Annotated in this window: 24 protein-coding genes; 10 read left to right on the top strand and 14 right to left on the bottom strand. The window is 72.1% G+C overall.

From position 1 onward, the window contains the following. Window positions 1-80: 80 nt before the first annotated feature. Complete coding sequence (gene leuA, locus ABZX65_RS25885) at window positions 81-1844, bottom strand: 2-isopropylmalate synthase (RefSeq protein WP_355344540.1); 1764 nt, start codon at window positions 1842-1844, stop codon at window positions 81-83. 303 nt (window positions 1845-2147) lie between these two features. Here leuA and ABZX65_RS25880 point away from each other — a divergent pair, with 303 nt between their 5' ends. Together ABZX65_RS25880 and ABZX65_RS25875 are read left to right on the top strand one after the other, a co-directional pair. After that, window positions 2148-3266 carry a M4 family metallopeptidase gene (locus ABZX65_RS25880; protein ID WP_355344537.1) on the top strand — a complete coding sequence of 373 codons (1119 nt, stop codon included), beginning with the start codon at window positions 2148-2150 and terminating at the stop codon, window positions 3264-3266. Between the two features lie 8 nt (window positions 3267-3274). Then, on the top strand, window positions 3275-3538 hold the full coding sequence (locus ABZX65_RS25875; protein ID WP_355344843.1) for a protealysin inhibitor emfourin: 264 nt from the start codon (window positions 3275-3277) through the stop codon (window positions 3536-3538). A gap of 162 nt (window positions 3539-3700) precedes the next feature. Here ABZX65_RS25875 and ABZX65_RS25870 read toward each other — a convergent pair whose 3' ends face one another. Continuing rightward, on the bottom strand, window positions 3701-4516 hold the full coding sequence (locus tag ABZX65_RS25870) for a transglycosylase SLT domain-containing protein (RefSeq protein ID WP_355344534.1): 816 nt from the start codon (window positions 4514-4516) through the stop codon (window positions 3701-3703). Between the two features lie 300 nt (window positions 4517-4816). Then, window positions 4817-6292 carry an MFS transporter gene (locus ABZX65_RS25865; protein ID WP_355344531.1) on the bottom strand — a complete coding sequence of 492 codons (1476 nt, stop codon included), beginning with the start codon at window positions 6290-6292 and terminating at the stop codon, window positions 4817-4819. 177 nt (window positions 6293-6469) lie between these two features. Between ABZX65_RS25865 and ABZX65_RS25860 the strand changes: the two genes are divergently transcribed. Beyond that, window positions 6470-7513, top strand: a complete 1044-nt coding sequence (locus tag ABZX65_RS25860) for an Lrp/AsnC family transcriptional regulator (protein ID WP_355344528.1) — start codon at window positions 6470-6472, stop codon at window positions 7511-7513. 47 nt (window positions 7514-7560) lie between these two features. On the opposite strand, the gene era is transcribed toward ABZX65_RS25860, so the two are convergent. After that, a complete protein-coding gene (gene era, locus ABZX65_RS25855) occupies window positions 7561-8502 on the bottom strand; it encodes a GTPase Era (RefSeq protein ID WP_355344525.1) in 942 nt (313 codons plus the stop codon). Window positions 8503-8717: 215 nt separating this feature from the next. Here era and ABZX65_RS25850 point away from each other — a divergent pair, with 215 nt between their 5' ends. Beyond that, complete coding sequence (locus tag ABZX65_RS25850) at window positions 8718-10040, top strand: ammonium transporter (RefSeq protein ID WP_355344840.1); 1323 nt, start codon at window positions 8718-8720, stop codon at window positions 10038-10040. Further along, window positions 10037-10375 (top strand): P-II family nitrogen regulator, encoded by a 339-nt coding sequence (locus ABZX65_RS25845; protein WP_355344523.1) that lies wholly within the window; start codon window positions 10037-10039, stop codon window positions 10373-10375. The genes ABZX65_RS25850 and ABZX65_RS25845 overlap by 4 nt, the downstream gene beginning before the upstream one ends. Before the next feature lie 68 nt (window positions 10376-10443). On the opposite strand, the gene ABZX65_RS25840 is transcribed toward ABZX65_RS25845, so the two are convergent. Further along, window positions 10444-10794 carry a cytidine deaminase gene (locus tag ABZX65_RS25840; RefSeq protein ID WP_355344520.1) on the bottom strand — a complete coding sequence of 117 codons (351 nt, stop codon included), beginning with the start codon at window positions 10792-10794 and terminating at the stop codon, window positions 10444-10446. Between the two features lie 139 nt (window positions 10795-10933). Between ABZX65_RS25840 and ABZX65_RS25835 the strand changes: the two genes are divergently transcribed. Then, window positions 10934-11128, top strand: a complete 195-nt coding sequence (locus tag ABZX65_RS25835) for a hypothetical protein (RefSeq protein ID WP_355344517.1) — start codon at window positions 10934-10936, stop codon at window positions 11126-11128. 135 nt (window positions 11129-11263) lie between these two features. Here the strand turns inward: ABZX65_RS25835 and ABZX65_RS25830 are convergent, their stop codons facing one another. Continuing rightward, a complete protein-coding gene (locus tag ABZX65_RS25830; RefSeq protein ID WP_355344837.1) occupies window positions 11264-12088 on the bottom strand; it encodes a helix-turn-helix transcriptional regulator in 825 nt (274 codons plus the stop codon). A gap of 163 nt (window positions 12089-12251) precedes the next feature. Here ABZX65_RS25830 and ABZX65_RS25825 point away from each other — a divergent pair, with 163 nt between their 5' ends. Beyond that, entirely contained in the window at window positions 12252-13739 is a 1488-nt protein-coding gene (locus tag ABZX65_RS25825) for an MFS transporter (RefSeq protein ID WP_355344515.1), read from the top strand. A gap of 11 nt (window positions 13740-13750) precedes the next feature. Here ABZX65_RS25825 and ABZX65_RS25820 read toward each other — a convergent pair whose 3' ends face one another. Next, the gene (locus ABZX65_RS25820) at window positions 13751-14104 is read right to left on the bottom strand and encodes a nuclear transport factor 2 family protein (protein WP_355344512.1); all 354 of its coding nucleotides are present in this window, start codon (window positions 14102-14104) and stop codon (window positions 13751-13753) included. A gap of 107 nt (window positions 14105-14211) precedes the next feature. Here ABZX65_RS25820 and ABZX65_RS25815 point away from each other — a divergent pair, with 107 nt between their 5' ends. Beyond that, window positions 14212-15108, top strand: a complete 897-nt coding sequence (locus ABZX65_RS25815) for a LysR substrate-binding domain-containing protein (RefSeq protein WP_355344509.1) — start codon at window positions 14212-14214, stop codon at window positions 15106-15108. Window positions 15109-15189: 81 nt separating this feature from the next. On the opposite strand, the gene ABZX65_RS25810 is transcribed toward ABZX65_RS25815, so the two are convergent. The 4 genes from ABZX65_RS25810 to ABZX65_RS25795 form a co-directional block, all read right to left on the bottom strand. Continuing rightward, window positions 15190-16482, bottom strand: a complete 1293-nt coding sequence (locus tag ABZX65_RS25810) for a hemolysin family protein (RefSeq protein WP_355344506.1) — start codon at window positions 16480-16482, stop codon at window positions 15190-15192. Window positions 16483-16501: 19 nt separating this feature from the next. Continuing rightward, window positions 16502-16996, bottom strand: a complete 495-nt coding sequence (gene ybeY / locus ABZX65_RS25805) for an rRNA maturation RNase YbeY (protein WP_355344834.1) — start codon at window positions 16994-16996, stop codon at window positions 16502-16504. Between the two features lie 13 nt (window positions 16997-17009). Then, window positions 17010-18053, bottom strand: coding sequence for a PhoH family protein (locus ABZX65_RS25800; RefSeq protein ID WP_188280805.1), 1044 nt, complete (start codon window positions 18051-18053; stop codon window positions 17010-17012). A gap of 219 nt (window positions 18054-18272) precedes the next feature. Then, window positions 18273-19394 (bottom strand): PfkB family carbohydrate kinase, encoded by a 1122-nt coding sequence (locus ABZX65_RS25795; RefSeq protein ID WP_355344831.1) that lies wholly within the window; start codon window positions 19392-19394, stop codon window positions 18273-18275. 162 nt (window positions 19395-19556) lie between these two features. On the opposite strand from ABZX65_RS25795, the gene ABZX65_RS25790 reads away from it, so the two are divergent. Both ABZX65_RS25790 and ABZX65_RS25785 read left to right on the top strand, forming a co-directional pair. Further along, complete coding sequence (locus ABZX65_RS25790) at window positions 19557-20870, top strand: 6-phospho-beta-glucosidase (RefSeq protein WP_355344502.1); 1314 nt, start codon at window positions 19557-19559, stop codon at window positions 20868-20870. A gap of 204 nt (window positions 20871-21074) precedes the next feature. Beyond that, a complete protein-coding gene (locus ABZX65_RS25785; RefSeq protein WP_355344499.1) occupies window positions 21075-21884 on the top strand; it encodes an HAD family acid phosphatase in 810 nt (269 codons plus the stop codon). 14 nt (window positions 21885-21898) lie between these two features. On the opposite strand, the gene ABZX65_RS25780 is transcribed toward ABZX65_RS25785, so the two are convergent. From ABZX65_RS25780 to ABZX65_RS25770, 3 genes are read right to left on the bottom strand one after another with little or no spacing between them, the layout of a single operon-like run. After that, window positions 21899-22912 carry an adenosine deaminase gene (locus ABZX65_RS25780; RefSeq protein ID WP_355344496.1) on the bottom strand — a complete coding sequence of 338 codons (1014 nt, stop codon included), beginning with the start codon at window positions 22910-22912 and terminating at the stop codon, window positions 21899-21901. 29 nt (window positions 22913-22941) lie between these two features. Further along, window positions 22942-23847, bottom strand: a complete 906-nt coding sequence (locus tag ABZX65_RS25775) for a ribonuclease Z (protein ID WP_355344494.1) — start codon at window positions 23845-23847, stop codon at window positions 22942-22944. A 10-nt stretch (window positions 23848-23857) separates the two neighbouring features. Then, window positions 23858-24214 (bottom strand): histidine triad nucleotide-binding protein, encoded by a 357-nt coding sequence (locus ABZX65_RS25770; protein WP_355344491.1) that lies wholly within the window; start codon window positions 24212-24214, stop codon window positions 23858-23860. Window positions 24215-24701: the final 487 nt, after the last annotated feature.

The following is a 24701-nucleotide window of genomic DNA, read 5'->3' as shown; positions in this document are numbered from 1 at the left end:
TTGCCTTGCGAGGGTGCTCGAACCGGTCCGCCCGGGGGATTTCGCCCCTCGGACGGACCGGGTGAACCGGGTCAATCCCGTCAGCGCGCGGCCCGGTTGACGGCCGAGACCAGCGCCTGCAACGACGCGCGGGTGGTGTTGGGGTCGACGCCGATCCCCCACAGCACCTTTCCGTCGATCGCGCACTCGATGTACGAGGCGGCCCGCGCGGAGGCGCCCTCGCTCATGGTGTGCTCGGAGTAGTCCAGGACGCGGGCGTCGATGCCCACCCCGGCCAGCGCGTCGACGAAGGCCGAGATCGGGCCGTTGCCCGTACCGCTCAGGGTGGTCTCGACGCCGTCGACCACGGCCTCGACGGTGAGGGCGTCGGTGCCGTCGCTGGAGGTGGACGTCTGGGCGGAGCGCAGGGCGACCCGGCCCCACGGGTTGTCGCTGGTGGGCAGGTACTCGTCCTGGAAGACCGACCAGATCTGCGCGGGGGTGACCTCGCCGCCCTCGCTGTCGGTCTTGGCCTGGATGATCCGGGAGAACTCGATCTGCATGCGCCGCGGCAGGTCCAGCTTGTGGCCGTTCTTCAGCACGTACGCGACGCCGCCCTTGCCGGACTGCGAGTTGACGCGGATGACGGCCTCGTACGAGCGGCCGACGTCCTTGGGGTCGATCGGCAGGTACGGCACCGCCCACTCGATGTCGTCGACGGTCTTGCCCTCGGCGGCGGCGGTGGCCTCCATCGCCTCGAAGCCCTTCTTGATGGCGTCCTGGTGGGAGCCGGAGAAGGAGGTGTAGACCAGGTCGCCCGCGTAGGGGTGGCGCGGGTGGACCTCCATCTGGTTGCAGTACTCGGCGGTACGACGGATCTCGTCGATCTGCGAGAAGTCGATCTGCGGGTCGACGCCCTGGCTGAACAGGTTCATGCCCAGCGTCACCAGGTCGACGTTGCCGGTGCGCTCGCCCTGCCCGAACAGGCAGCCCTCGACCCGGTCCGCGCCGGCCATGAGCGCCAGTTCGGCGGCGGCCACGGCCGTACCGCGGTCGTTGTGCGGGTGCGCGGACAGGCACACGTACTCGCGGCGGGACAGGTTCCGCGACATCCACTCGAAGCGGTCGGCGTGCGTGGAGGGGGTGGAACGCTCCACGGTGGCGGGCAGGTTGAGGATGATCTCGCGGCCCGGCTCGGGCTGCCAGACGTCCATCACGCCCTCGCAGACCTCCAGGGCGAAGTCCAGCTCGGTGTCGGTGAAGATCTCCGGGCTGTACTGGTAGCCGAAGACGGTGTCGTCGCCCAGGATCTTCTCGGCGTACTCCATCACCAGCCGGGTGCCGTCCACCGCGATCGCCTTGACCTGGTCACGGCTGCCGCGGAAGACGACGCGGCGGAAGACCGGCGCGGTCGCGTTGTACAGGTGGACGGTGGCGCGGGGTACGCCGCGCAGGGCCTCGACGGTGCGCTCGATCAGTTCCTCGCGCGCCTGGGTCAGGACGGAGACCGTCACGTCCTCGGGGATCGCGTCGCCCTCGATCAGGGAGCGTACGAAGTCGAAGTCGGTCTGGCCCGAGGACGGGAAGCCGATCTCGATCTCCTTGTAGCCCATGCGGACCAGCAGGTCGAACATCTCGCGCTTGCGGGTGGGCGACATGGGGTCGATCAGCGCCTGGTTGCCGTCGCGCAGGTCCGTGGAGAGCCAGCGGGGCGCCTGGGTGATGCGGGCGTTCGGCCAGGTGCGGTCGGCGATGTCCACGGCCTCGTAGTGGCCGTACTTGTGGACCGGCATCACGCTGGGGCGCTGGCGCGCGGTGGCCGTGGTGATGGGCGTGGGACGGCCGACGCGATTGGGGGTTGTCATGGGGCTCTGGCTCCTCGGGGGTCCGGCTGAAAGTCGGCCGACGGCGATGGCACGCCTGAACTCCGCGGGGAGGGGGTCGGCCTACGACTACAGGCCCTCGCCGCGGCAGCTAAGGAGAAGCAGCCCGAAACGCATGATGGGACGACCATAACCGAGGCGGACGGAATCACGTAGCCGGTACGAAGATCCTCTCAGCATGCAAGATGCACGGTTCTGTCCACTCAAACCATGATCCTTCGCTCCTTTTCGTCAATCATCGTCGCAACCCGTGACAGCGACTGTGACGCGTGCCACATTGCCGCCATGACTGCCACGCATGCGCCCAACGCCGTCTTCTGCACGATCGTGCCGCCGCACGTGCTCGACAAGCTGTCCCGTTCCGAGGACTCCGGGGTCTCGGGACCCGCTCGCCGCACCCTGGAGCAGGACGCGCTGCAACGCACCAGGCGCCGCCTGACCACGGTGATCGGCGCCACCGCCGTCACCGGGGCCGCCGCCTCCGACCAGCCGCGACGGACCGTTCACGACGCCAAGCACCAGGACACGCTGCCGGGGCGCAAGGTGCGCGCCGAGGGAGCCAAGCCGTCCAAGGACGCGAGCGTCAACCGGGCGTACGACGCGCTCGGCGCGACCTTCGAGACGTATCTGAAGGCGTACGGGCGTCACTCGATCGACGACGCGGGCCTGCCGCTGGTGGCCAGCGTCCACTACCTCCAGGGCTACAACAACGCCTTCTGGAACGGCCGGCAGATGGTCTTCGGGGACGGCGACGGCGAGATCTTCCTGGACTTCACCCTTCCGCTGGACGTGATCGGCCACGAGTTGACGCACGGCGTCACCCAGTACAGCGCCAACCTGGACTATTTCGGGCAGTCCGGCGCGCTCAACGAGTCCGTCTCCGATGTCTTCGGCAGCCTCATCAAGCAGTTCACGCTCGGGCAGAGCACGGAGCAGGCCGACTGGCTGATCGGCGCCGGGCTGCTCGCACCGGGCGTCGACGGCCACGCGCTGCGCTCGATGAAGGAGCCCGGCACCGCCTACGACGACCCGCGGCTCGGCAAGGACCCGCAGCCCGGCACGATGGACGGCTACGTCACCACCTCGCGCGACAACGGCGGCGTGCACATCAACTCGGGCATCCCCAACCACGCCTTCTACCTCCTGGCGGCCGAGCTGGGCGGCAACGCCTGGGAGCAGGCCGGGCAGATCTGGTACGACACCCTCACCGGCGGCTCGCTGTCGCCGCACGCCCAGTTCGCGGACTTCGCCGCGGCCACCGCCGCGGCGGCCAAGGCCCGCTACGGTGAAGGCGAGCAGCACCAGGCGGTGCTCTCGTCCTGGTCCCGGGTGGGCGTCGCTCCGGCCGCCGCCCCCGCGGCCGAGGTCCCCCGCCAGCAGCCCGGCCAGCCGCAGGAGGCGTGACACAGCCCATGCGTATCGAGGTGGTCCGCTCCGGCGGCTTCGCGGGCATCCCCCGCCACGCCGCCCTCGACACGGCGGGCCGCCCCGACGCGGGCCGCCTCACCTCCCTGGCCGAGGCCGTCCTGGCCGCTCCGCCGCCCTCGGGCCCCCCGGTCCCCGACGGCTTCACCTACGCCATCACCGCCGACGGCCGCACCGCCCACTGCGCCGACCCCCACCTGACCCCCGCCCAACGCGAATTGATCGAGGCGGTCCTGGGCGAGGGCGCGTAGGCCGCCCCCGTCCGAAGACCTGGAATCCCGGTGACCGTCCCGCTGCTTCTCACGGGCGTCTAGGCACCTGGCCGACCGGCGGGCGCCGCTGACGCCGGAAGGGCGGCGGGGCCGTGGGGCCTCGCCGCCCTTCCGGGGTGCGGTGGGTGGTGAAGTGCGCGATCAGTACGCGGAATTCACGTTGTCCATCGAGCCGTAGCGGTCGGCCGCGTAGTTGCAGGCGGCGGTGATGTTGGCGACCGGGTCGTAGATGTCCCACGAAGTACCGGACACGTGGTAGGTCTTGAAGGTCGGGTCGATCACCTGGAGCAGGCCCTTGGAGGGAATGCCGTTCCGGGCATTGATGTCCCAGTTGTTGATGGCCTTCGGGTTACCGCTGGACTCGCGGATGATGTTCTTGTGAATCCCGTTGTAGCTGGCGGGAATTCCCTTGGAGTGCAGGATGTCCAGCGACTGCTTGATCCAGCCGTCGAGGTTGTTCGAGTAGGACTTGGCGGCGGCCTTCACGGGCGTGGCGGCGGCGGCCTTCTTCGGCGCGGCGACGGGGGCGCGCTTGGTCGAGCGGTTCGCGGCGGACTTCTGCTTCGCGCGGTCGGCGGCGTCGGCCGCGGCCTTCTTCTTGGCGGCCTCGGCGTCCGCCTTCTTCTTCGCGGCGTCGGCCTGCTTGGCGGCCTCGGCCTTCTTCGCCGCGTTGGCCTGGTCGGTCTTCTTCTGCGCGGCGTCCCTGATGGACTTCTGCGACGCGAGGCCGGTCTGCGCGTTCAGGTCCTTGACCTGCGTACCGGTGGAGACCGAGAACCCGGCCGGGTTGCTCGCCGCGGTCGCCGAACCGGCACCTGCGGTCGCTTCCAGACCGGTCACGGTCAGCACGACCGCGGCAGCGGCGACAGCGCCGGCGGCCGTGATCTTGTGCTTCTTCGGCATCCGGTTGAACGCGGTGAACGTAGGGAGCTTCTTCGGGATCGTGGGGAGCTGCATTCGGGAATTACCTCTTCCTCCGTAGCGGACCAGTGAATTGTTAGAGGCGGGCAATTCAGAGGTCAAAGACCCCGTCTACGGATTGCATTCGTAGACGGGGTCGGGAGGAGGCGTTTTCCCGTCAATACGGGAGGCGCGGTGTACTAAGCGGCTTCGTATGTGACCTGCGTCCTATCGAGGGGATCACAAAGGGGTGCCCCCTCTGTCGCGGTGCGTGAAAGAGGGGGCACTTTATGTGTCCGTCATATGTGGCGCCGGTCACTCAAAAGCGGGTGAATCGGATGAAGCGGTCGCCAGCCGTCATTTCCGGCCGGTGGCGACCTCCTCCACCGCGCTGACCTGGGGCTTTCCCTCAGCCTCGGCCGAGGCGTCACCGTCAGCGGCCGGAGCGGGAGCAGAGGCGGCAGCGGCGGGGCGGAGCGTGGCCAGGACGAGCACGGCTCCGGCCAGCGCGGCGACCGCCGCGTAAAGGGAAATGCGGTCCAGGCCCGAGGCGTATCCGGCCCGCAGCGAGCCGCCGCCCGCGGTCGTGTCGCGCAGCCGCGAGGTGAAGACGGCGCCGAATACCGCGATGCCGAGCGTCATTCCGAGCTGGCGGAAGGTGTTGACGGCGGCGCCCGCCATGCCTGCGCGCTGCGGGGGCACGGCCTCCACGGCGGCCGAGACCAGGACCGGGGTGGCCAGCCCCGCGCCCACACCGACGACCGCCAGGCCCGCGAAGAGGGCGGACTGCCCGGACGAGGCGTGCACGGACAGCCACAGCACCGCGCAGCCCGCCGCGATCAGGACGAGACCGCCGGCGATCGGCAGCCGGGGCGCGACGCGGTGCATGTGCCGGCCCGCGACGGCCGCTGCCAGGAAGGACGCCCCGGCCAGCGGCATCAGGGCCAGACCGCCGCGGATCGGGCTGAGGCCGAGGACGTTCTGGAGCCACAGCGAGAGGTAGACCAGGCCGCTGAAGGCCGCCGCCTGGTAGAGCAGGGCGCCGCCGAGCAGGCCGGAGAAGCTGGCGCGGCGCAGCAGCGCCAGATCGAGCATGGGGTGCGCGGACCTGGCCTCGGCGACGACGAAGCCGACGACGGCCAGGGCGGCGACCGCGAAGGCGGTCAGGGTCAGCGACTCGGTCCAGCCGTGCTCGCCGCCGCGGATCAGCGCGTACGTGAGCGAGGCCGCCGCGAGGGTGAAGGCGGCGGCGCCCGGCAGGTCCAGGCGTCCGGCGCCGCGCCGCCCGGCGGGCAGCACCTTCAGCGTGAGCGCGACGGCGACGACCGCGATCGGCAGGTTGACCAGGAAGATCGCCTGCCAGCCGAAGCCCTGGGTGAGCAGGCCGCCGAGGATGGGCCCGGCAGCGGCGGCGGCGCCGTTGACCGCGCCCCAGACGCCGAAGGCGGTGCCGCGGTCGCGGCCGTGGTAGGTCGCGGACACCAGCGCGGCCGAGGTGGCGAACATCGCGGCGCCGCCCACGCCCTGCACGGCCCGCGCGGTGATCAGCGCGGCGGTGTTCGGCGACAGGGCCGCCGCCAGCGAGGCGAGGGCGAAGACGACGAGCCCGGCCGCGTAGATCCGCCGGTGTCCGAAGAGGTCGGCGAGCGAGCCCGCCACCATCAGCAGGGCGGCGAGGGCGAGCGCGTAGATGTCCATCACCCACTGCAAGGAGGTGAAGGACGCGTCGAGGTCGGACGCCATGCTCGGCAGGGCGACGTTCACGATGGTGACGTCGACCAGCAGGATGAAGGCGCCCAGGCAGATCGCCACGAGGGGCAGCCATTTGCGCATGGGTGGAACTCCGTTCGGGAGCGGACCTCGCGGGCCTGACGGACCTCATGGGGTCCGCGAGTCCGGCGGATCGTGCGGATCGTGGGGTGCAGCGGTTCCCACGATCCGTGACGGCCGGTCCACGCCACAGTCAGCGACACCTTGGCGGTGGAATCCGACATCTCCTAGCCTTGACCGATGGAATCCGACACGACATGGGACATGCTGGAGGGACTCGACGAGCTGGACCACCGGGTCGTGCACGCCCTCCAGATCGACGGCCGGGCGCCGTTCCGCCGGATCGGCGAGGTGCTCGGCGTCTCCGACCAGACCGTGGCCCGCCGCTACGGCCGCCTCCGCTCCAGCGGACTGCTGCGGGTGGTGGGCCTGACCGACCCGCACCGGATCGGTGTGACGCCGTGGTTCGTACGGGTGCGGTGCACCCCGGACGCGGCGGCCTCGGTCAGCGAGGCGCTGGCCCGGCGTACCGACACCCGCTGGGTCAGCCTCATCTCGGGCGGCACCGAGATCTTCTGCCTGGTGCAGGCCGCGCTCCCCCAGGGGGACGACTCGCTGCTGCTCCAGAAGCTGCCGCGCACACCGCGCGTGGTGCAGGTGACCGCGCAGGCGATGCTGCACGTCTTCTTCGGGCAGGATCTGAGCCCGGTGACCAAGGCGGGCTGGCTGAGCGCGGACGAGGCGCGGGCGCTGGTCGTGGCGGACGCGCAGGCCCCGGCCCCGGAGAGCACGGCGCCGTATCCGCTGGCCCCCGACGACCAGCCGCTGCTCGACGCGCTCGCGGTGGACGGCCGGACACCCGCCGCCGAACTGGCCGAGGTCACCGGCTGGTCGCAGACGACGGTACGGCGGCGCATGTCGGAGCTGCGGGCGGCCGGGGTCCTCTACTACGACCTGGACTTCGACCGGCGCGCGCTCCAGCCCGCGCTGCGGACGGGGCTGTGGCTGGAGGTCGAGCCCGCCCGTCTGGCCGAGGTGGGGGCGGCGCTCGCCGCCCACCACGAGATCGCCTTCGCGGCGGCGACCACCGGCACGGCCAACGTCTACGCCTCCGTGAACTGCCAGGACGCCAGCGCGCTCTACCGCTATCTGACCGGGCCCGTCGCCGAGCTGCCCGGCATCCGGCGCACCGAGACCTCGCCCCTGCACCGCACGATCAAGGGCGCGAGCCCCCTGCCCGCCCCCAGCGCCAGGACCCGCCTGGCGGACGCCGACCGCACCTGACCCGCCGCGGGCGGCCTACGGTCGGCGAACCGCGAGCCGGCCGCGGGTCAGAAGCCGAGCTTGCGGAGCTGCTTCGGGTCGCGCTGCCAGTCCTTGGCGACCTTCACATGGAGGTCGAGGAAGACCGGGGTGCCCAGCAGGGCCTCGATCTGGGTGCGGGACTTCATGCCGACCTCCTTCAGGCGGGCGCCCTTGGGGCCGATGATGATGCCCTTCTGGCTGGGCCGCTCGATGTAGAGGTTGGCGTGGATGTCGAGCAGCGGCCGGTTCTCGGGGCGGCCCTCGCGCGGCAGCATCTCCTCGACGACGACCGCGATGGAGTGCGGCAGTTCGTCGCGTACGCCTTCGAGCGCGGCCTCGCGGATCAGCTCGGCGACCATGACCTGCTCGGGCTCGTCGGTGAGGTCGCCCTCGGGGTAGAGCAGCGGGCCCTCCGGCAGCAGCGGCACCAGCAGGTCGGCCAGCAGCTCGACCTGGTCGCCGCCGGTCGCGGAGACCGGCACGATCTCGGCCCACTCGATGCCGATGTCGCGGCCGAGCTTGTCCACGGCGAGCAGCTGCTCGCGCAGCGTCTGTCCGTCGACCAGGTCGGTCTTGGTGACGATGGCGACCTTCGGCGTCTTCTTGATCCCGGCCAGCTCGCGCGCGATGAAGGTGTCGCCGGGGCCGAGCTTCTGGTCGGCGGGCAGGCAGAAGCCGATCACGTCGACCTCCGACCAGGTGGTGCGCACCACGTCGTTGAGCCGCTCGCCGAGCAGCGTGCGCGGCTTGTGCAGCCCCGGGGTGTCGACCAGCACGAGCTGGGCGTCCGGCCGGTGCACGATGCCGCGCACGGTGTGCCGGGTGGTCTGCGGCCGGTTGGAGGTGATCGCCACCTTCTGGCCGACCAGAGCGTTCGTGAGGGTGGACTTCCCGGCGTTGGGGCGGCCGACGAAACAGGCGAAACCGGACCGGTGCGGGGTGTCTGCGGGCTGGGTACGAGCGCTCATGCGCCCATTCTCCCCGAAGACGGGGGTGCCTGAGCCCGCCCCCGCCCGTACGGCACCCGCCGGGGCCCTTCTCCGGCGGCCCGCGGGTGACGGCACGGTGATCCGCCGGAAACCCTCGCGCAACACGAAACACGGCGGAAACACGTATGCCCACAACCGGAAATACGCGCCCGTGACGCTCTTCCCCAGCCGTCCATGGAAGGGACTCCCCCGTGCTGCTCCTGTCCGCCGGTCAACCCGCGGTCGACGCGGGCGACACCGCCTGGCTGCTGGCCGCCACCGCGCTGGTCCTGCTGATGACCCCCGGCCTCGCGCTCTTCTACGGCGGCATGGTCCGCAGCAAGAGCGTCCTCAACATGTTCATGATGAGCTTCGTGTCGATCGCGCTGGTCACCGTGGTCTGGCTGACCGCCGGTTACACCCTCGCCTTCGGCCCCGACGCGGGCGGCCTCGGCCTGATCGGCGGCCTGGACCACCTCGGGATGCACGGCATCACCCCGACGACCGTCACCGGCCATGTGCCGACCCTGCTCTTCGCCGCCTTCCAGCTCACCTTCGCGATCGTCACCGCCGCGCTGATCAGCGGCGCCGTCGCGGACCGCGCGCGGTTCGGCGCGTGGGTGGTGTTCGTCCTGGTGTGGACGCTGGCCGTATACGTACCCGTCGCGCACTGGGTGTTCGGCACCGGCGGGTGGATCGTCGGCGAACTGGGCGCGCTGGACTTCGCGGGCGGCACCGTCGTGGAGGTGTGCTCGGGCTCCTCCGGGCTCGCGCTGGCGATCGTGCTCGGGCCCCGGCTCGGCTTCCGCAAGGACTCGATGCGCCCGCACAATCTGCCGCTGGTGCTGCTCGGCGCGGGCCTGCTCTGGTTCGGCTGGTTCGGCTTCAACGCCGGGTCCGCGCTCGGCGCCAACGGCCTGGCCGCCGCCGCCTTCGTCAACACCCAGGCGGCGGGCTGCGCCGGGCTGCTCGGCTGGCTGCTGGTCGAGAAGCGCAGGGACGGGCACGCCACCACCCTGGGCGCCGCGTCCGGCGCGGTCGCCGGTCTCGTCGCCATCACCCCGTCCTGCGGCAGCGTCGACATGGTGGGCGCGCTGGTCGTCGGGCTCTGCGCCGGGGTGCTCTGCTCGTACGCCGTGAGCTGGAAGTTCCGCTGGGGCGTGGACGATTCGCTCGACGTGGTCGGCGTCCATCTCGTCGGCGGCGTGGTCGGCACCCTGCTCATCGGCCTGCTCGCCACCGCCACCATGACCGGCGGCCCCGAGGGCCTGTTGTACGGCGGCGGCCTCGGCCAGCTCGGCAGACAGGCCGTCGCGGTCGCGGCGGTCGGGGCGTACGCCTTCGCCGTGACGTACGGCATCGGGCGGGCGATCGACCGGCTGATGGGCTTCCGGGCGAGCGAGGAGGAGGAACGGACCGGCCTCGACCTGACCGTGCACGCCGAGACCGCCTACGATCACGGCGTACTGACGCACGGCACGTCGCTCCCCGCGCACAAGGCCGCTGCTCACGTCCCGGACAGGAGCACCCTCGGATGAAGCTGGTCACCGCGGTCATCAAGCCGTTCAAACTGGACGACGTGAAGACCGCACTCCAGGAGATGGGCGTGCACGGCCTCACCGTCACCGAGGCCAGCGGCTACGGGCGCCAGCGCGGCCACACCGAGGTCTACCGCGGCGCGGAGTACCGGGTCGACCTCGTCCCCAAGGCCCGGGTGGAGGTGCTGGTCGAGGACGCCGACGTCGAGGCCGTCATCGAGACGCTCGTGGCCGCGGCCCGCACCGGCAAGATCGGTGACGGCAAGGTGTGGGCGGTGCCGGTCGAGACGGCCGTACGGGTCAGGACCGGGGAGCGCGGACCCGACGCGCTCTAGGGTGCGTCCCGCCGCGCCGGACAGGCCCCAGGGCCTGTCCGGCGGATCACGAACGGCCCCTTCGACTCCTAGCCCGCGGTGACCGTGCTTCGGACCGTGCCGTCCGGGGCCGCGAGGATCACCGGCGTGGCCGGGCCGCCCAGGTCCCCGACGACGGCGCGGTCCCGGTCCGCGGCGGCGGTCTCCGCCGTGACCACGACGGCCGCCTCCAGCGAGGTCGCCCCGCTCGCCACCGCCATCGCCACCGCCGTCTGGAGCGCGCTGAGATTCAGCGACGCCAGCGCCACGGGGCCCGCCACATAGGTCCGGCCCATCTCGTCCCGTACCGCCGCGCCTTCCGGCGCGCCGTTACGGGCACGGACCGACCGGGCCAACGTGATGAGTTTCCGGTCTTCCGGGTCCACGGTCGCATCGCTCATGCGCCGACCTTATCCGCCGCGCCGCACGCGCCTTCGCGGAGGTGGCTCCCGGTGTCGTCACCCTGGGTGGCCGAAGATGCGCGGACAGCGAACCGCGCTTAGCGTGGGTCGTGCAGTCCTCCTCGTCTGAGGTGATTCGATGCTTCTGCACCTGCCCTTCGTCATCGTCCTCGCCGTCGCGGCCTTCTTCCTGAAGCGGAAGGGCTCGATGAAGGCGACCCACGCTCTCGTCTGCGGTGCCTTCGGGTTCTATCTGGCGGACACGAGCCTGGCCACGTCGATCCAGGCGGCCAGCGCCAACCTGGTCTCGATGATCGGCACCTTCGGCACCTGAGGTCCCGAGAGCCCGAGAGCCTGAGTGCCTGAGGTCCCGAGAGCCTGAGTGCCTGAGAGCCCGAGGTCCCGAGACCCCGGCGATCCGGGCCCGTCCGGGGGACCCGCGGGCCCGGAAATCCTGAGGCCCCCGCGGTCAGCTCGCCTGCTCGTCCACCGAGCGGAACGACCCGCGCCGCTGCTCCGGTGACGCCAGCCACTGGAGCTTGGCGGCCGTGTCGGTGTCCGGCAGCGGATTGTGCATCACGATGGTGAGGTCGGGGCGGGCCGGGATGCGCAGTTGGGTGCTCTCGAAGTGGAGGTCGCCCACGAGCGGGTGGCTCAGCTCCTTGACGAGCTGGCCGCTGGGCTGGACGTCGCCGAGCGCCCACAGCTCGGCGAATTCCGTGCTGACCGCCGCCAGTTCGGAGACGATCCGGTGGAAGCCCTCGTCGTCCGGGTACTCCGAGGCGGCGGCGCGGTACTGGGCGACGATGGTCGCCGCCAGCGTCGCGTGCCGGTCGGCGCGGCCCCGGTAGACGGGGTCGGTGAAGAAGCTGACCAGGCAGTTGGTGTCGCGCGCGGTGAAGGCGAAGGTCTGCCGGGCCGGTTCGTTGAACGCCAGGATGTTCCAGTAGGCGTCCATGATGTGCGCGGGGAACGGCGACCAGGACTCGATCAGCCGGTAGAGCCCCTCGCAGAAGTCGGCGTCGGGCACCGCTTCCGGCAGCGGCGGATTGAGCCCGGCGAGCACGTACAGATGGCGCCGCTCCGGACCGGTCAGGCGCAGCACGCGCGCGACCGCGTCGAGGACCTGCGGGGAGACGGTGATGTCGCGTCCCTGTTCGAGCCACTGGTACCAGGACGCGCCGACCCCGGCCAGCACGGCGACCTCCTCGCGGCGCAGCCCCGGTGTGCGGCGCCGGGCGCCGCCGTCCGGGAGTCCGGCCTGCGCGGGCGAGATCCGGGCCCTGCGGGCCATCAGGAAGTCCCGCAGTTCCCGGCGGCGGTGCGGCTTCGACGACAACGGCGCGGACACGGTCTGTTCCACTCGCTCCCCCTCGGCCTGCGGCCTGGCTGGTGGTCCGGCCACCAGCATAAAGGGCGGCTCCCCACCGGCCCGTGGATCGCCGGAAGGTGGTCGCATGGCAACCGACACCACCGCGTCCCCTTCGAGCACGTCCGCCTCGGGCCCCGCCTCTTCGAGCACGTCCGCCTCGGGCCCCGCCTCGGGCACGACGGGCGCCCTGCGCGCCCCGGCTCCCCAACACCTCGGCATACGCGCCAAGCTGGTGCTCCTCGTGCTCTGCGCCGCCCAGTTCATGATCTCCCTGGACTTCTCCATCCTGAACGTGTCGCTGCCCGTCCTCGGCTCCGACCTCGGTATGAGCAGGGCCAATCTCCAGTGGGCGGTGACCGCCTTCGCGCTGCCGTCCGGCGGATTCCTGCTGCTCTTCGGCCGGATCGCCGACCTGTACGGGCGGCGCCGGCTGTTCCTGACCGGTCTCGCGGTCTTCGCCGCCGCCTCGCTGCTGGCCACCCTCGCCTGGAACCCGGCGGCCTTCCTGGCCGCGCGGGCCGTGCAGGGCCTGGGCGCGGCGGCCGTGGTGCCGACCGGCATGTCGCTGCTGACCACGACCTTCCCCGAAGGGCCGCTGCGGGAGCGGGCGTTGGGGATCAGCGGCACGCTGCTGTCGCTGGGCTTCACCATCGGCATGGTGATGGGCGGCACGCTCACCGACGCCTTCGGCTGGCGGTCCACGATGGCGCTGCTGGCCGCCGCGGGCGTCCTCGTCCTGGCCGCCGCGCCCGCGCTGCTCACCGAGTCGCGGCACCCGCGCCGCCCGCGGATCGACGTACCCGGCGCGGTCACCGTGACCGGCGGGCTGCTCGCGGTGATCTACGCGCTGTCCACGGCCGCGCAGCGCGGCTTCGGCGGCGCCGACGTGATCGCCGCCCTGGTGCTGGGCGTCGCGCTGCTGGCCGCCTTCGTGGCGGTGGAGTCGCGGGCCGCCGAGCCGCTGGTGTCGCTGCCGATGCTGCGCCGACGCACGGTGGCCTGGGGCAATCTGGCCGGGCTCGCCACCTTCTCGATGATGAGCACGGTGGTCTTCCTGCTCACCCTCTACCTCCAGGAGATCCGCGGCCTGTCGGCGTTCCGCACCGGCCTGGTCTTCGGTGTCCAGGGCGTGGCCGCGGCCGTCACGGGGATGACCGCGGCGCGGGTGATCGGCCGGATCGGCACCCGCGGCACGCTGCTGGCCGGTCTGGTGGTGCAGGGCGCGCTGACCGCCGTGCTGGTCCTGCTCGGCCCCGGCTCCTCCGGCACGTGGCTGGCGATGGCCGGGGTCACGCTGGCGTGCGTCGGCCACCTGTGGGTGATCGTCTCGTACGGGATCACCGCGACGTCCGGACTGCCGGACCACGAACAGGGCCTGGCCACCGGACTGGTGACGAGCAGTCAGCAGATCGGTCTGACGGTCGGCATCCCGCTGCTCTCCGCGCTGGCGTCCAGCCGGGCGCACCTGCTGTCCGGTATCCACCTGGCGCTGGCGGTGGACGCGGCCGTGCTGCTCGCGGTGGCGGTCATGGTCGCGGTGGGGCTCGGCCGCGGCCGTACAGCCGGGGTCTGAGCGGCCAGGGCTCAGCTCTCCGGGCGGTCCAGGACGCGCAGCCAGCGGCCGTCCGGCTGGCGGCGGGCGACCTGGACCCGGCCGCCCGTGCCGTCCTTCGGGCGGGTGGAGGTCAGCGCGAGGTCACCGCTGATCAAGGTGGGCAGCGGCTCCTCGACCTCGAAGACCGGCTTGGCGGCGAGCAGCCCCGCGTACAGCTCGCGCAGCGCCGCCGTGCCCCGCGACGGGCGGTCGATCGGGAAGGCGACCACCGCGTCCGGTTCGAAGAGCTCCAGAATCCCTTCCAGGTCACCGGAGTTGACCCGCTCCACGAACAGCCGGGCGATGTCCTCCGGGTGGGTGGCGCAAGCGCGGTTCTCGGTCATGGTGTGGCGCTCCCTGGTGTGCTCCTCGGTTCCCCCGCTGTCCATTCTCGACGGCCCCCGTCCATAAGTCCAAGATCTGGATCTTCTGCGAGCTAGCATGTCCGGTTATGGAACTGCGGCAGCTCGAATACTTCGTGACGGTGGCCGACGAGGCGGGATTCACCCGGGCGGCGACCGCCTTGCACGTGGCGCAGCCGGGGATCAGCGCGCAGGTCAGACAGCTCGAACGGGAGCTGGGGCAGCCGCTGTTCGACCGCTCGGGCCGTACCGTGCGGCTCACCGAGGCCGGGCGCGCGGTGCTGCCGTACGCGCGGGCCGCGCTCGACGCCGTCGCCGGGGCGCGGCTGGCGGCGCAGGAGCTGACCGGGCTGGTACGCGGCCGGGTCGCCATCGGCACCGTCACCTCGCTGGGCGCCGACATGGACGTGCCGGGGATGCTCGCCGGTTTCCACGACGCGTATCCGGGCGTGGAGATCACGCTCGGCGAGGACACCTCGGACCGGCTGCTGGCCGGGCTGCGCGACGGGCGCTACGACCTGGCCTTCGCCGGGATCGCCGGGGAACCGCCCGAGGGCATCGGGACGCAGACGGTCATCGACGACGCGCTGGTGGCGGCCGTCGCGCCCGGCGACCCGCTGGCCGGGCGCCGGACCATGCCCGTCAAGGCGCTCGACGGGCGGCCCCTGATCGTCCTGCCCACCGGCACCGGGCTGCGGGCCGCCGTCGACACCGCGTGCGCGGCGGCGGGCTTCACGCCCCGGATCGCCTTCGAGGCGGGCAACCCGGAAGTCCTCGCCGCCCTCGCGGAGCGCGGCCTCGGCGTCGCGCTCCTGCCGGCCGGTCTCGCCGCCTCACGCCCCGGCCTGCGCGTCCTGCCGCTGACCCGGCCCGCGGTCCGCTCCCGGCTGGCGCTCGCCTGGCGGGAGCACGCGGGCGCGTCCCCCGCCGCCAAGGCGTTCCTCGCCCACGCCCGCCGCTTCCTCGCCGAGCGCACCCGCCCCTGACGGGCCGACCGTCCTCAGGAGCCCGGGGGTCTCAGGAGCCCGGGGATCTCAGGGCCCGGGGGTTTCAGGAGCCCGGGTGTCTCAGGAGGCCGGGACCTCCGCGACCGGGTCGACCCGGACGGTGTGGATACGGTTGCGGCGGCCCGCGGGCGCCTCGGCCGTCAGCCGCAGCGCGGCCGTACCGCGGTCGCCCGACCCGTCCTCCGGCAGCGGCACCACCGTGGTGGCACCGGGGATCGGGACCCGGCCGAGGGACTTGGCGAGCAGCCCGCCCACTGTCTCGACATCGTCGTCGTCGAGTTCCACCCCGTACAGGTCACCGAGGTCGCCGATGTCCAGGCGGGCCGTGACGCGGTACGAGCCCTCGCCCAACTCCTCGACCGGGGGCGTCTCGCGGTCGTACTCGTCGGTGATCTCGCCGACGATCTCCTCCAGGATGTCCTCGATGGTGACGATCCCGGCGGTCCCGCCGTACTCGTCGATCACCACGGCCACGTGGTTGCGCTCCTGCTGCATCTCGCGCAGCAGGTCCCCGGCGTTCTTGGTGTCGGGCACGAAGGACGCGGGCCTGATCAGCGTCGAGACCGGCTCGGACTCCGACTCCCGGTTGATGTGCACCCGGCGCGCCAGGTCCTTGAGGTAGACGAAGCCGACGACGTCGTCCTCGCTCTCCCCGGTCACCGGGATACGGGAGAAGCCGCTGCGCAGCGCCAGCGTCATGGCCTGACGGATCGTCTTGAACCGTTCGATCATGACCAGTTCGGGCCGCGGCACCATCACCTCGCGGACGATGGTGTCACCCAGTTCGAAGACCGAGTGCACCATCCGGCGCTCCTCGTCCTCGATCAGCGACTCGGACTCCGCGAGGTCCACCATCGCGCGCAGCTCGGCCTCGCTCGCGAACGGGCCGCGCTTGAAGCCCTTGCCGGGCGTCACCGCGTTGCCCAGCAGGATCAGCAGCCCCGGCACCGGGCCCATGACGCGGGCCAGCGGCAGCAGGACGTACGAGGCGGCGGTCGCGGTGTTCATCGGGTGCTGGCGGCCGATGGTGCGCGGTGAGACGCCGACGGCCACGTACGACACGAGCACCATGACGCCGATCGCGACGACGAGGACTTCCCAGGTGCTGTCGAAGTGCCGGTCGCACACGACGGTGATCAGGACGGCCGCGGCCGTCTCGCAGCCGACCCGCAGCAGCAGGGCGACATTGAGGTAACGGGTCGGGTCGGAGGCGACGGCCAGCAGATTGGCGGCGCCCTTGCGGCCGGAACGCAGCGCGTCCTCGGCGCGGAAGCGGGACACGCGGGCGATGGCCGTCTCGGCGCAGGCGGCGAGCCAGGCGACGACGACCAGGACAACAGCGGAGACGATCATGCGGAAGTCACCGTCGGCGTCAGTGGGTGGTGGGCGCGGGCGACGGGCCCTCGGCCCCTTGCTCGTCGCGCCAGCCGTCCAGAATGGCCTTCTGCAGACCGAACATCTCGGCCTTCTCGTCGGCTTCCTCGTGGTCGTAGCCCAGCAGATGGAGGACGCCGTGGACGGTGAGCAGTTGCAGCTCCTCGTCCATGGAGTGCTTCGTCGGCGCCTCCTCCGCCTGCTTCTTGGCGACCTCGGGGCAGAGCACGATGTCGCCGAGCAGCCCCTGCGACGGCTCCTCGTCCTCTTTCCCCGGACGCAGCTCGTCCATCGGGAAGGACATGACATCCGTCGGCCCCGGCAGGTCCATCCACTGCATGTGGAGCTGCTCCATGGCGTCGGCGTCCACCACGATCACCGACAGTTCGGAGAGCGGGTGGATTCGCATGCGCTGAAGGGCGTAGCGGGCGGCGTCCAGGACCGCCCGCTCGTCGATCTCCCAGCCGGACTCGTTGTTGACGTCGATCGCCATGATGGTGAAGTGGTTACTTTCCGTTGGCACCGGTCGCGCCGGCGATGCTGTCGTCGTAGCGCTCGTAGGCGTCCACGATGCGTCCGACCAGCTTATGGCGCACCACGTCCGTGCTCGTCAGCCGGGAGAAGTGGATGTCCTCGATATCGGTGAGGATGTCCTGGATCTGCCGCAGCCCGCTCTTCGTCCCGTTCGGCAGGTCGACCTGCGTCACGTCACCGGTGATGACGATCTTCGAGTCGAAGCCGAGCCGGGTGAGGAACATCTTCATCTGCTCGGCGCTGGTGTTCTGCGCCTCGTCGAGGATGATGAACGCGTCATTGAGCGTGCGACCGCGCATGTATGCCAGCGGGGCGACCTCGATCGTGCCCGCTGCCATCAGGCGGGGGATGGAGTCGGCGTCGAGCATGTCGTGCAGGGCGTCGTAGAGCGGGCGCAGGTACGGGTCGATCTTCTCGTAGAGGGTGCCGGGCAGGAAGCCGAGGCGTTCGCCGGCCTCGACCGCGGGGCGGGTGAGGATGATCCGGCTGACCTGCTTGGACTGGAGGGCCTGGACGGCCTTGGCCATGGCCAGGTAGGTCTTGCCGGTGCCCGCAGGGCCGATGCCGAAGACGATGGTGTGGGTGTCGATCGCGTCCACGTACCGCTTCTGGTTGAGCGTCTTGGGGCGGATCGTGCGGCCGCGGCTGGACAGGATGTTCTGCGTGAGGACCTGGGCGGGCGTCTCCGCGTCCGGGTCGACCGCCGTGCCGTTGGCCCTGAGCATAGCGATGGAGCGTTCCACCCCGTCCTCGGTCATCGGCTGGCCGGTGCGCAGCACCAGCATCATCTCGTCGAAGAGCCGCTGGACCAGGGCCACCTCGGGGGCTTCGCCGACGGCGCTGATCTCGTTGCCTCGGACGTGGATGTCGACGGCCGGGAACGCCTGCTCGATCACGCGGAGGAGAGCGTCTCCCGATCCCAGGACGGTCACCATGGGGTGCTTGGCCGGTACGACGAAGTGGGCGCGCGCCTGCTGCGGCGGCTGCGGCTGCTGCTTGGTCGGTGTCTGAGTCATGGGCCGGCGCTAGGGCCTGCTCATCCCGCTTTCTGCTGATCGGCAGGCCCGGAGGGGCCTGGGGGTTCCAAGCGTACGACGCCGCGCCGCGCCCGCCGAGGGGATTTGGCGGTGTGCCCGCGGCGGAAGGGGCACGGGGAGCCACGCGGGGAGCCGCGTGGGCAGGGGCGCGGGCGAGGGTCCGGGCGGGGGTGCGGGGAGCGGCTCGCGGGCCGGGGCTCAGGCGGGGCGGAAGCCGACGGTGGGGACGGCGCGGCGCAGCGGCCAGGGCCGGGGGTCGGTGGGCAGCAGGGCGTCGAGGAAGGCGTAGCGGCCGAGCGGGGAGGCGGGGTCGCAGGGGCCCGGGTCCGCGGCGGCCCGCGCCCGCGCCTTCGTCTGCTGCCACCAGGCGGCGATCTCGGCCCAGCCGGGCGCGGACAGCGAGCCGCCGAACTCCTGCACGGACAGCGCCGCGCACAGCGACGCGAAGGCCAGCCGGTCGGCCAGCGGCCAGGCGGCGAGCGTGCCGGTCACGAATCCGGCGACGAAGACGTCGCCCGCGCCCGTGGGGTCCAGGGCCTCCACGATCAGGGCGGGCACCTCGGCCGTCTCTCCGCTGCCGGAGTCCACGGCGAAGGCGCCCTCGGAGCCGAGGGTCACCACCGCGAGCGGCACCCGTTCGGCCAGGGCCCTGGCGGCCTCGCGCGGGCAGGCCGTCCGGGTGTACCGCATGGCCTCCTCGGCGTTCGGCAGAAACGCGGCGCAGTGCCGTAGCCCATCCAGGTCTGCCGGGTCCCAGCGGCCGGTCTCGTCCCAGCCGACGTCCGCGAAGACCTTCGTCCCCGAGGCGGCGGCGGCCCCGATCCACTCCTGGTCCCGCTCCTGGTCGCCCGCCCTGCCGTGGTGCCCGAGCGACGCCACCGCCGCCCGCGCGGGCGGCGGGCAGGCAGGCACCGACTCCTGCGCGGGCGGCGCCTCGTGCCCGTGGCTGACCATCGTCCGCTCGCCCTCGTACGCCATCGACACCGTCACGGGCGAGTGCCAGCCGGGGATGCGACGCGACGGCGCCAGGTCGATGCCCTCGCCCGACGACAGGCTGTCCCAGCAGTAGTCGCCGTACACGTCGTCCCCGAACGCCGCCGCCAGCGTCGTCCGCAGCCCGAGCCTCGCCAGCGCCGTCGCCATGTTCGCGATCCCGCCGGGGCTCGAACCCATCCCCCGCGCCCACGACTCGGTGCCGCGTACGGGCGCGCTGTCCAGTCCCGTGAAGATGATGTCCAGGAACACGGTGCCGGTCAGGTAGACGTCGGTCGCCGGGTCGCCCGCCGCGCGGAGCGTGCCGAGGGGGTCGAGAACGGGCATGTCGTCCATCCCGTCACTGTGCCACGGCGTCCGCGCCCGGGGCTGCACGTACCGCCACCTGATGTCGGTTGCCGCACCGCGGGGCCGGTGGGCGCGGCGAGCCCCCGCCGGGGGAAGATCCGGGGGACGACATCAGCCAGGCAGGACGGAAGGTCACCGCGCATGCGCCTGACGATTCTGGGAGGCGGCGGCTTCCGCGTCCCCCTCGTGTACCGAGCCCTGCTCGACGACCCCACGGTCAGTGACGTCGTGCTGTACGACACGGACCCGCGGCGGCTGCGGGTGATCACGGCGGTGCTGGCGACGATGCCGGGCGGCCCGCCGGTGCGGGCGACGACGGACCTGGACGACGCCCTGCGCGGAGCGCGGTTCGTCTTCTCGGCGATCCGCGTCGGCGGCACCGCGGGCCGCGTCTCGGACGAGCGGGCGCCGCTGGCCGAGGGCGTGCTGGGCCAGGAGACGGTCGGCGCGGGCGGGGTGCTGTACGGGCTGCGGACGCTGCCGGTCGCGACGGCGGTGGCGGAACGGGTCAAGGCGGTGGCGCCGGACGCGTGGGTCATCAACTTCACGAATCCGGCCGGGATGGTGACCGAGGCGATGAGCCGGGTGCTGGGCCCGCGGGTGATCGGGATCTGCGACTCGCCGGTGGGGCTGGTGCGGCGGGCGGCGCGGGCGGCGGGCGCGGACCCGGACGGACCGGGCTTCGGCTACGACTACGTGGGCCTCAACCACCTCGGCTGGCTGCGGAAGTTGACGGTCGACGGTACGGACCTGCTGCCGGGCCTGCTGGCCGACCCGGCGGCGCTCGGCACCTTCGAGGAGGGCCGGCTCTTCGGCCCCGAGTGGCTGGGCGCGCTGGGCTCGCTGCCCAACGAGTATCTGCACTACTACTACTTCCGGCGCGAGTCGCTGGCCGCGGTGCGCGCCGCGGACGCCACGCGCGGTGAGTTCCTGGACCGGCAGCAGAGCGCGTTCTTCGTCGCGGCCGATGAACAGCCGGGCCGGGCGCAGGAGTTGTGGGAGCGGACCCGGCTGGAGCGCGAGGAGACGTACATGGCGGACAGCCGTGCCGCGTCCGGCGGTTGGGAGCGCGACCCGCACGATCTGGACGGCGGCGGTTACGACCGGGTGGCGCTCGCGCTGATGCGGGCCATCGCGCGGGACGAGCGGACGACGCTGATCCTCAATGTGCCGGGCGGCGGGGCGGTGCCGTTCCTCGACCCGGAGGCCGTGGTCGAAGTGCCGTGCGAGGTCGGGGCGTTCGGGGCGAGGCCACTGCCGGTGGCGGCGCCGGACGAGCACCAGGCGGGGCTGATGCTGGAGCTGAAGGCCGTGGAGCGGGCGGCGATCGAGGCGGCGGCCACCGGCTCGCGCCGGGCCGCGCTGCGGGCGCTCGCGCTGCACCCGCTGGTGGACTCCCCGGCGGTCGCGGCGCGAATCCTGGCGGCGGCGCTCCCCGACGACGGCCGACGCTGACGGGCGGGCGCCCGGCCGGCCCCATCCGGGCCGCCCGGCCGATCCGGGCCGCCCGGCGCAACGGCCTCTGAACTGCGGGTTAACTCAAGGGAAACGAGTTGACGGAACCCGCGCTCGGTGCCACGCGCGTAGACCTCCCTTGACCAGCCAGGATCGACGGGTCTAGGTTCACCGGCACCAACCGAGCGTTGAAGGAGCACCGTCATGCCCCGAGCCCGACTCTCCGCCCGCACCCGCACCTTGGCCGTCGCCGTGGTCGCGGCGTCGCTGGGCGCCACGGTCTACGGAGTCGGCGTCGCCGGCGCCCACGATTCCGTGCCGCGCAGCGACAAGCAGATCCCCAACCTCACCGACGTGGTCAGTGAGATCAAGGCGTACTACGGCGACACCGTGGACGCCTCGGGCGAGCACTTCGCGTCGCCGAGCAGCAACTACGCCAAGCAGGTCGCGGGCATCGAGGCCAAGGCCAAGCAGTATCTGGCCCACGAGGTCGGCCACGGAGGCCACGGAGGCCGCGGCGGCCACGCGGCCAAGCCCGCCATCGTGCTGGACGTCGACGACACCAGCCTGAACACGTACAACTACGAGCTGGAGGTGGGCTTCGCCTACACGCCCGCCAGCAACTCGGCGTACATCGCGAACAAGAACATGGACGCCGTCTTCGGCATGGAGAAGCTGACCAACTGGGCGGCGGACCAGGGCATCACGGTCTTCTGGGTCACCGGCCGCCCGGAGGCCCAACGCGCCGACACCGTACGGAATCTGGCCGCCGTCGGCTACAAGCCGACCGCCGACGCCGCGCACCTCTACCTGAAGAACGCGGCCAGCCCGCCGTCGTACCTGCCGTGCGGCTCGACGTGCACGACCATCGAGTACAAGTCCGGTACCCGCAAGCACATCGAGTCGCTCGGTTACAACATCGTCGGCAACTTCGGCGACCAGTACAGCGACCTGACCGGCGGCTACGCGGACAAGTCCTTCAAGCTGCCGAACCCGATGTACTTCCTGCCGTAGGACGCGAAGAGGCGTCAGCCGAACGCGTACGCCTCCACCTCGGCCAGGCACGCCGCCCTGCGCGGCTCGTCGTGGTCGAGGAAGGCGGCGAGGAACGAATTGCGGGCCAGGGTGCGCTCGTCCTCCTCGGTGAGAGCGAGGGCGGCGCGCACCGCCGCGAAGTTGTCGTCCGCGTAACCGCCGAAGTAGGCGGGGTCGTCGGAGTTGACGGTGACGCGCAGGCCCTCCGCGAGCATGCGCGGCAGCGGGTGGGCGGCCAGTGAACCGACGCAGCGCAGGCGGACGTTGGACAGCGGGCAGACCGTCAGCGGCACCTGCTCGCGGACCAGCCTGGCCACCAGCGCCGGGTCCTCAAGGCAGCGGATGCCGTGGTCGATCCGCTCCACGCCCAGCACGTCGAGGGCCTCGCCGATGTACGCGGGCGGCCCCTCCTCCCCCGCGTGCGCGACCCGCCGCAGCCCGGCCGCCGCAGCCCGCTCGTACACCTCGCGGAACTTCGCGGGCGGGTGCCCGACCTCCGCCGAGTCCAGGCCGACGCCGGTGATGAGGCCGGGGCCGGCGCCCGAGCCGAAGTACGGGCGCGCCGCCTCGAAGGTGTCCAGCGCCGACCGCTCGGACTCGTCCCGCAGGAAGCACATGATCAGGCCGCCGCTGATCCCGTGCCGCCGCCCCTCGCGCTCCAGCGCCCCGGCCAGGCCCTCCACGACCGTCCCGATCGGCACCCCGCGCGCGATGTGCGCCTGCGGGTCGAAGAACACCTCCGCGTGCCGTACGCCCTGCTCCGCCGCCCGCGCCAGATACGCGCCCATCAGCTCGGCGAAGTCCTCCTCGGTGCGCAGGACGGCCATCAGCGCGTAGTACAGGTCGAGGAAGGACTGGAGGTCGGTGAAGGAGTACGCCTGCCGCAGCGCCTGGGCCGTCGGGTACGGCAGCGCGACCCGGTTGCGCGCGGCGAGCTCGAAGGCCAGCTCGGGCTCCAGGGTGCCCTCGATGTGCAGGTGCAGTTCGGCCTTGGGGATGGGGGGCATGGCGGGGTTCGCTTTCAGGGGGTTCGGGCTCAGCGGCGGCGCGGGACCGGGACGCGGATCAGGTCGTGGGCGACGGTCAGCTCGCCCTGGTAACCGGCCGTCCTCGCCTGCCGTTCGAAGACGGCGGGATCGCCGTAGCGCTGCGAGAAGTGGGTGAGGACGAGGTGCCGTACGCCCGCGTCCCGTGCGACGGCGGCGGCCTGACCGGCCGTCAGATGGCCGTAGTCGGCGGCCAGTCCCGCGTCCTCGTCCAGGAAGGTCGACTCGATGACCAGCAGGTCGCAGCCCTCGGCGAGGGCGTGGACCCCGTCGCACAGCCGGGTGTCCATGACGAAGGCGAAGCGCTGGCCGCGCCGCACCTCGCTGACCTGGTCGAGCGTGACGCCGTTGAGACCGCCGTCGCGTTGCAGCCGGGCGATGTCGGGACCCGCGACACCGTGCTCGGCCAGCCGCTCGGGGAGCATCCGGCGGCCGTCGGGTTCGACGAGCCGGTAGCCGTACGACTCGACCGGGTGGGAGAGCCGGCGCGCCTCCAGCGTGAAGGCGGGGGTCGTCGCGAGCACCCCGTCGGCCGCGACCGGCTCCTCGCGCAGGTCGGCGGCCTCGTGGTAGGCGGTGGCGTACCGCAGCCGCTCGAAGAAGCGCTGCCCGCTGGCCGGGTAGTGCGCGGTGACCGGGTGCGGGACGCGGTCGAGGCTGATCCGCTGGAGCACACCCGCCAGGCCCAGCGAGTGGTCGCCGTGGAAGTGCGTGACGCAGATCCGGGTGAGGTCGTGCGCCGCGACGCCCGCGTGCAGCATCTGCCGCTGGGTGCCCTCGCCGGGATCGAAGAGGATCGCCTCGCCGTCCCAGCGCAGGACGTACCCGTTGTGATTGCGGTGCCGGGTCGGCACCTGGCTGGCGGTGCCGAGGACGACCAGTTCGCGTACCGACAAAGGCCGGACCTCAGACCAGCCGCTGGAGGTCGCGCCCGCCGAGCACGTGGGCGTGCGCGTGGAAGACGGTCTGTCCGGCGCCGGGGCCGGTGTTGAAGACGATCCGGTAGCCCGTCGTGTCGACCTTCTCCTGCGCCGCGACCTCGCCCGCCTCGCGCAGCACGTCGGCGGCCACCAGGGGTTCGGCCGCCGCCAGGGCGGCGCCGTCCGGGTAGTGCACGCGGGGGATCACCAGGACGTGGGTCGGGGCCTGGGGGCTGATGTCGCGGAAGGCGACGGTGGTCTCGGTCTCACGCACGATCGTCGCGGGGATTTCGCCGGCCACGATCTTGCAGAACAGGCAGTTGGCCTGCGGCTCTCCCGCCATGGTGGCGGCCCCCTTTTCGTACGGATACGGGTCGTGTGCATGCTATCCGCCGCTTGCGGGTCGCCGCTGTGCGGCTTGTCTTTCCCGCCCGCCCGCCCACCCGTGCGGGTGCTTTCTTCGTCTGCGGGTGCCGCCCGTGCCTCGTCGGTCCCGGCCCGGGGCACCTCCTCGGGCGACGAACCTGCGGCCACCTGCGCCTGCTTCTGCCCCTGCCCGTTCGTCCCCCTGCGGGGGCACCCCGCACCGACCCCTCCGGTCCGCCGGCGCCCGCCTGTCCGGTGGGGGTGGCCGGGGAAGGGGGGTGGGTGGCCTCGGGTACGTCGGCGTCCGACCCTCCGGCGGGGGTGGGCCGAGGGGGTGGGTGGGAGCCCGAACTCTGTGGATGCAGCTCCCGGCCGGGTTTGCGGTGCGCCAAGGTATCTCATAGCACCCGAATGGAAGTGGTACGTGGCGACGAATCACGCGCGCAAGACGGACAGCCACGCGG

Origin of the sequence: Streptomyces sp. NPDC003300, from assembly GCF_040610915.1 — a bacterium.
Classification (GTDB): Bacteria; Actinomycetota; Actinomycetes; order Streptomycetales; family Streptomycetaceae; genus Actinacidiphila.
The sequence above is the reverse complement of the archived record's forward strand: the minus strand, read 5'-3'. Positions and strand labels throughout refer to the sequence as shown.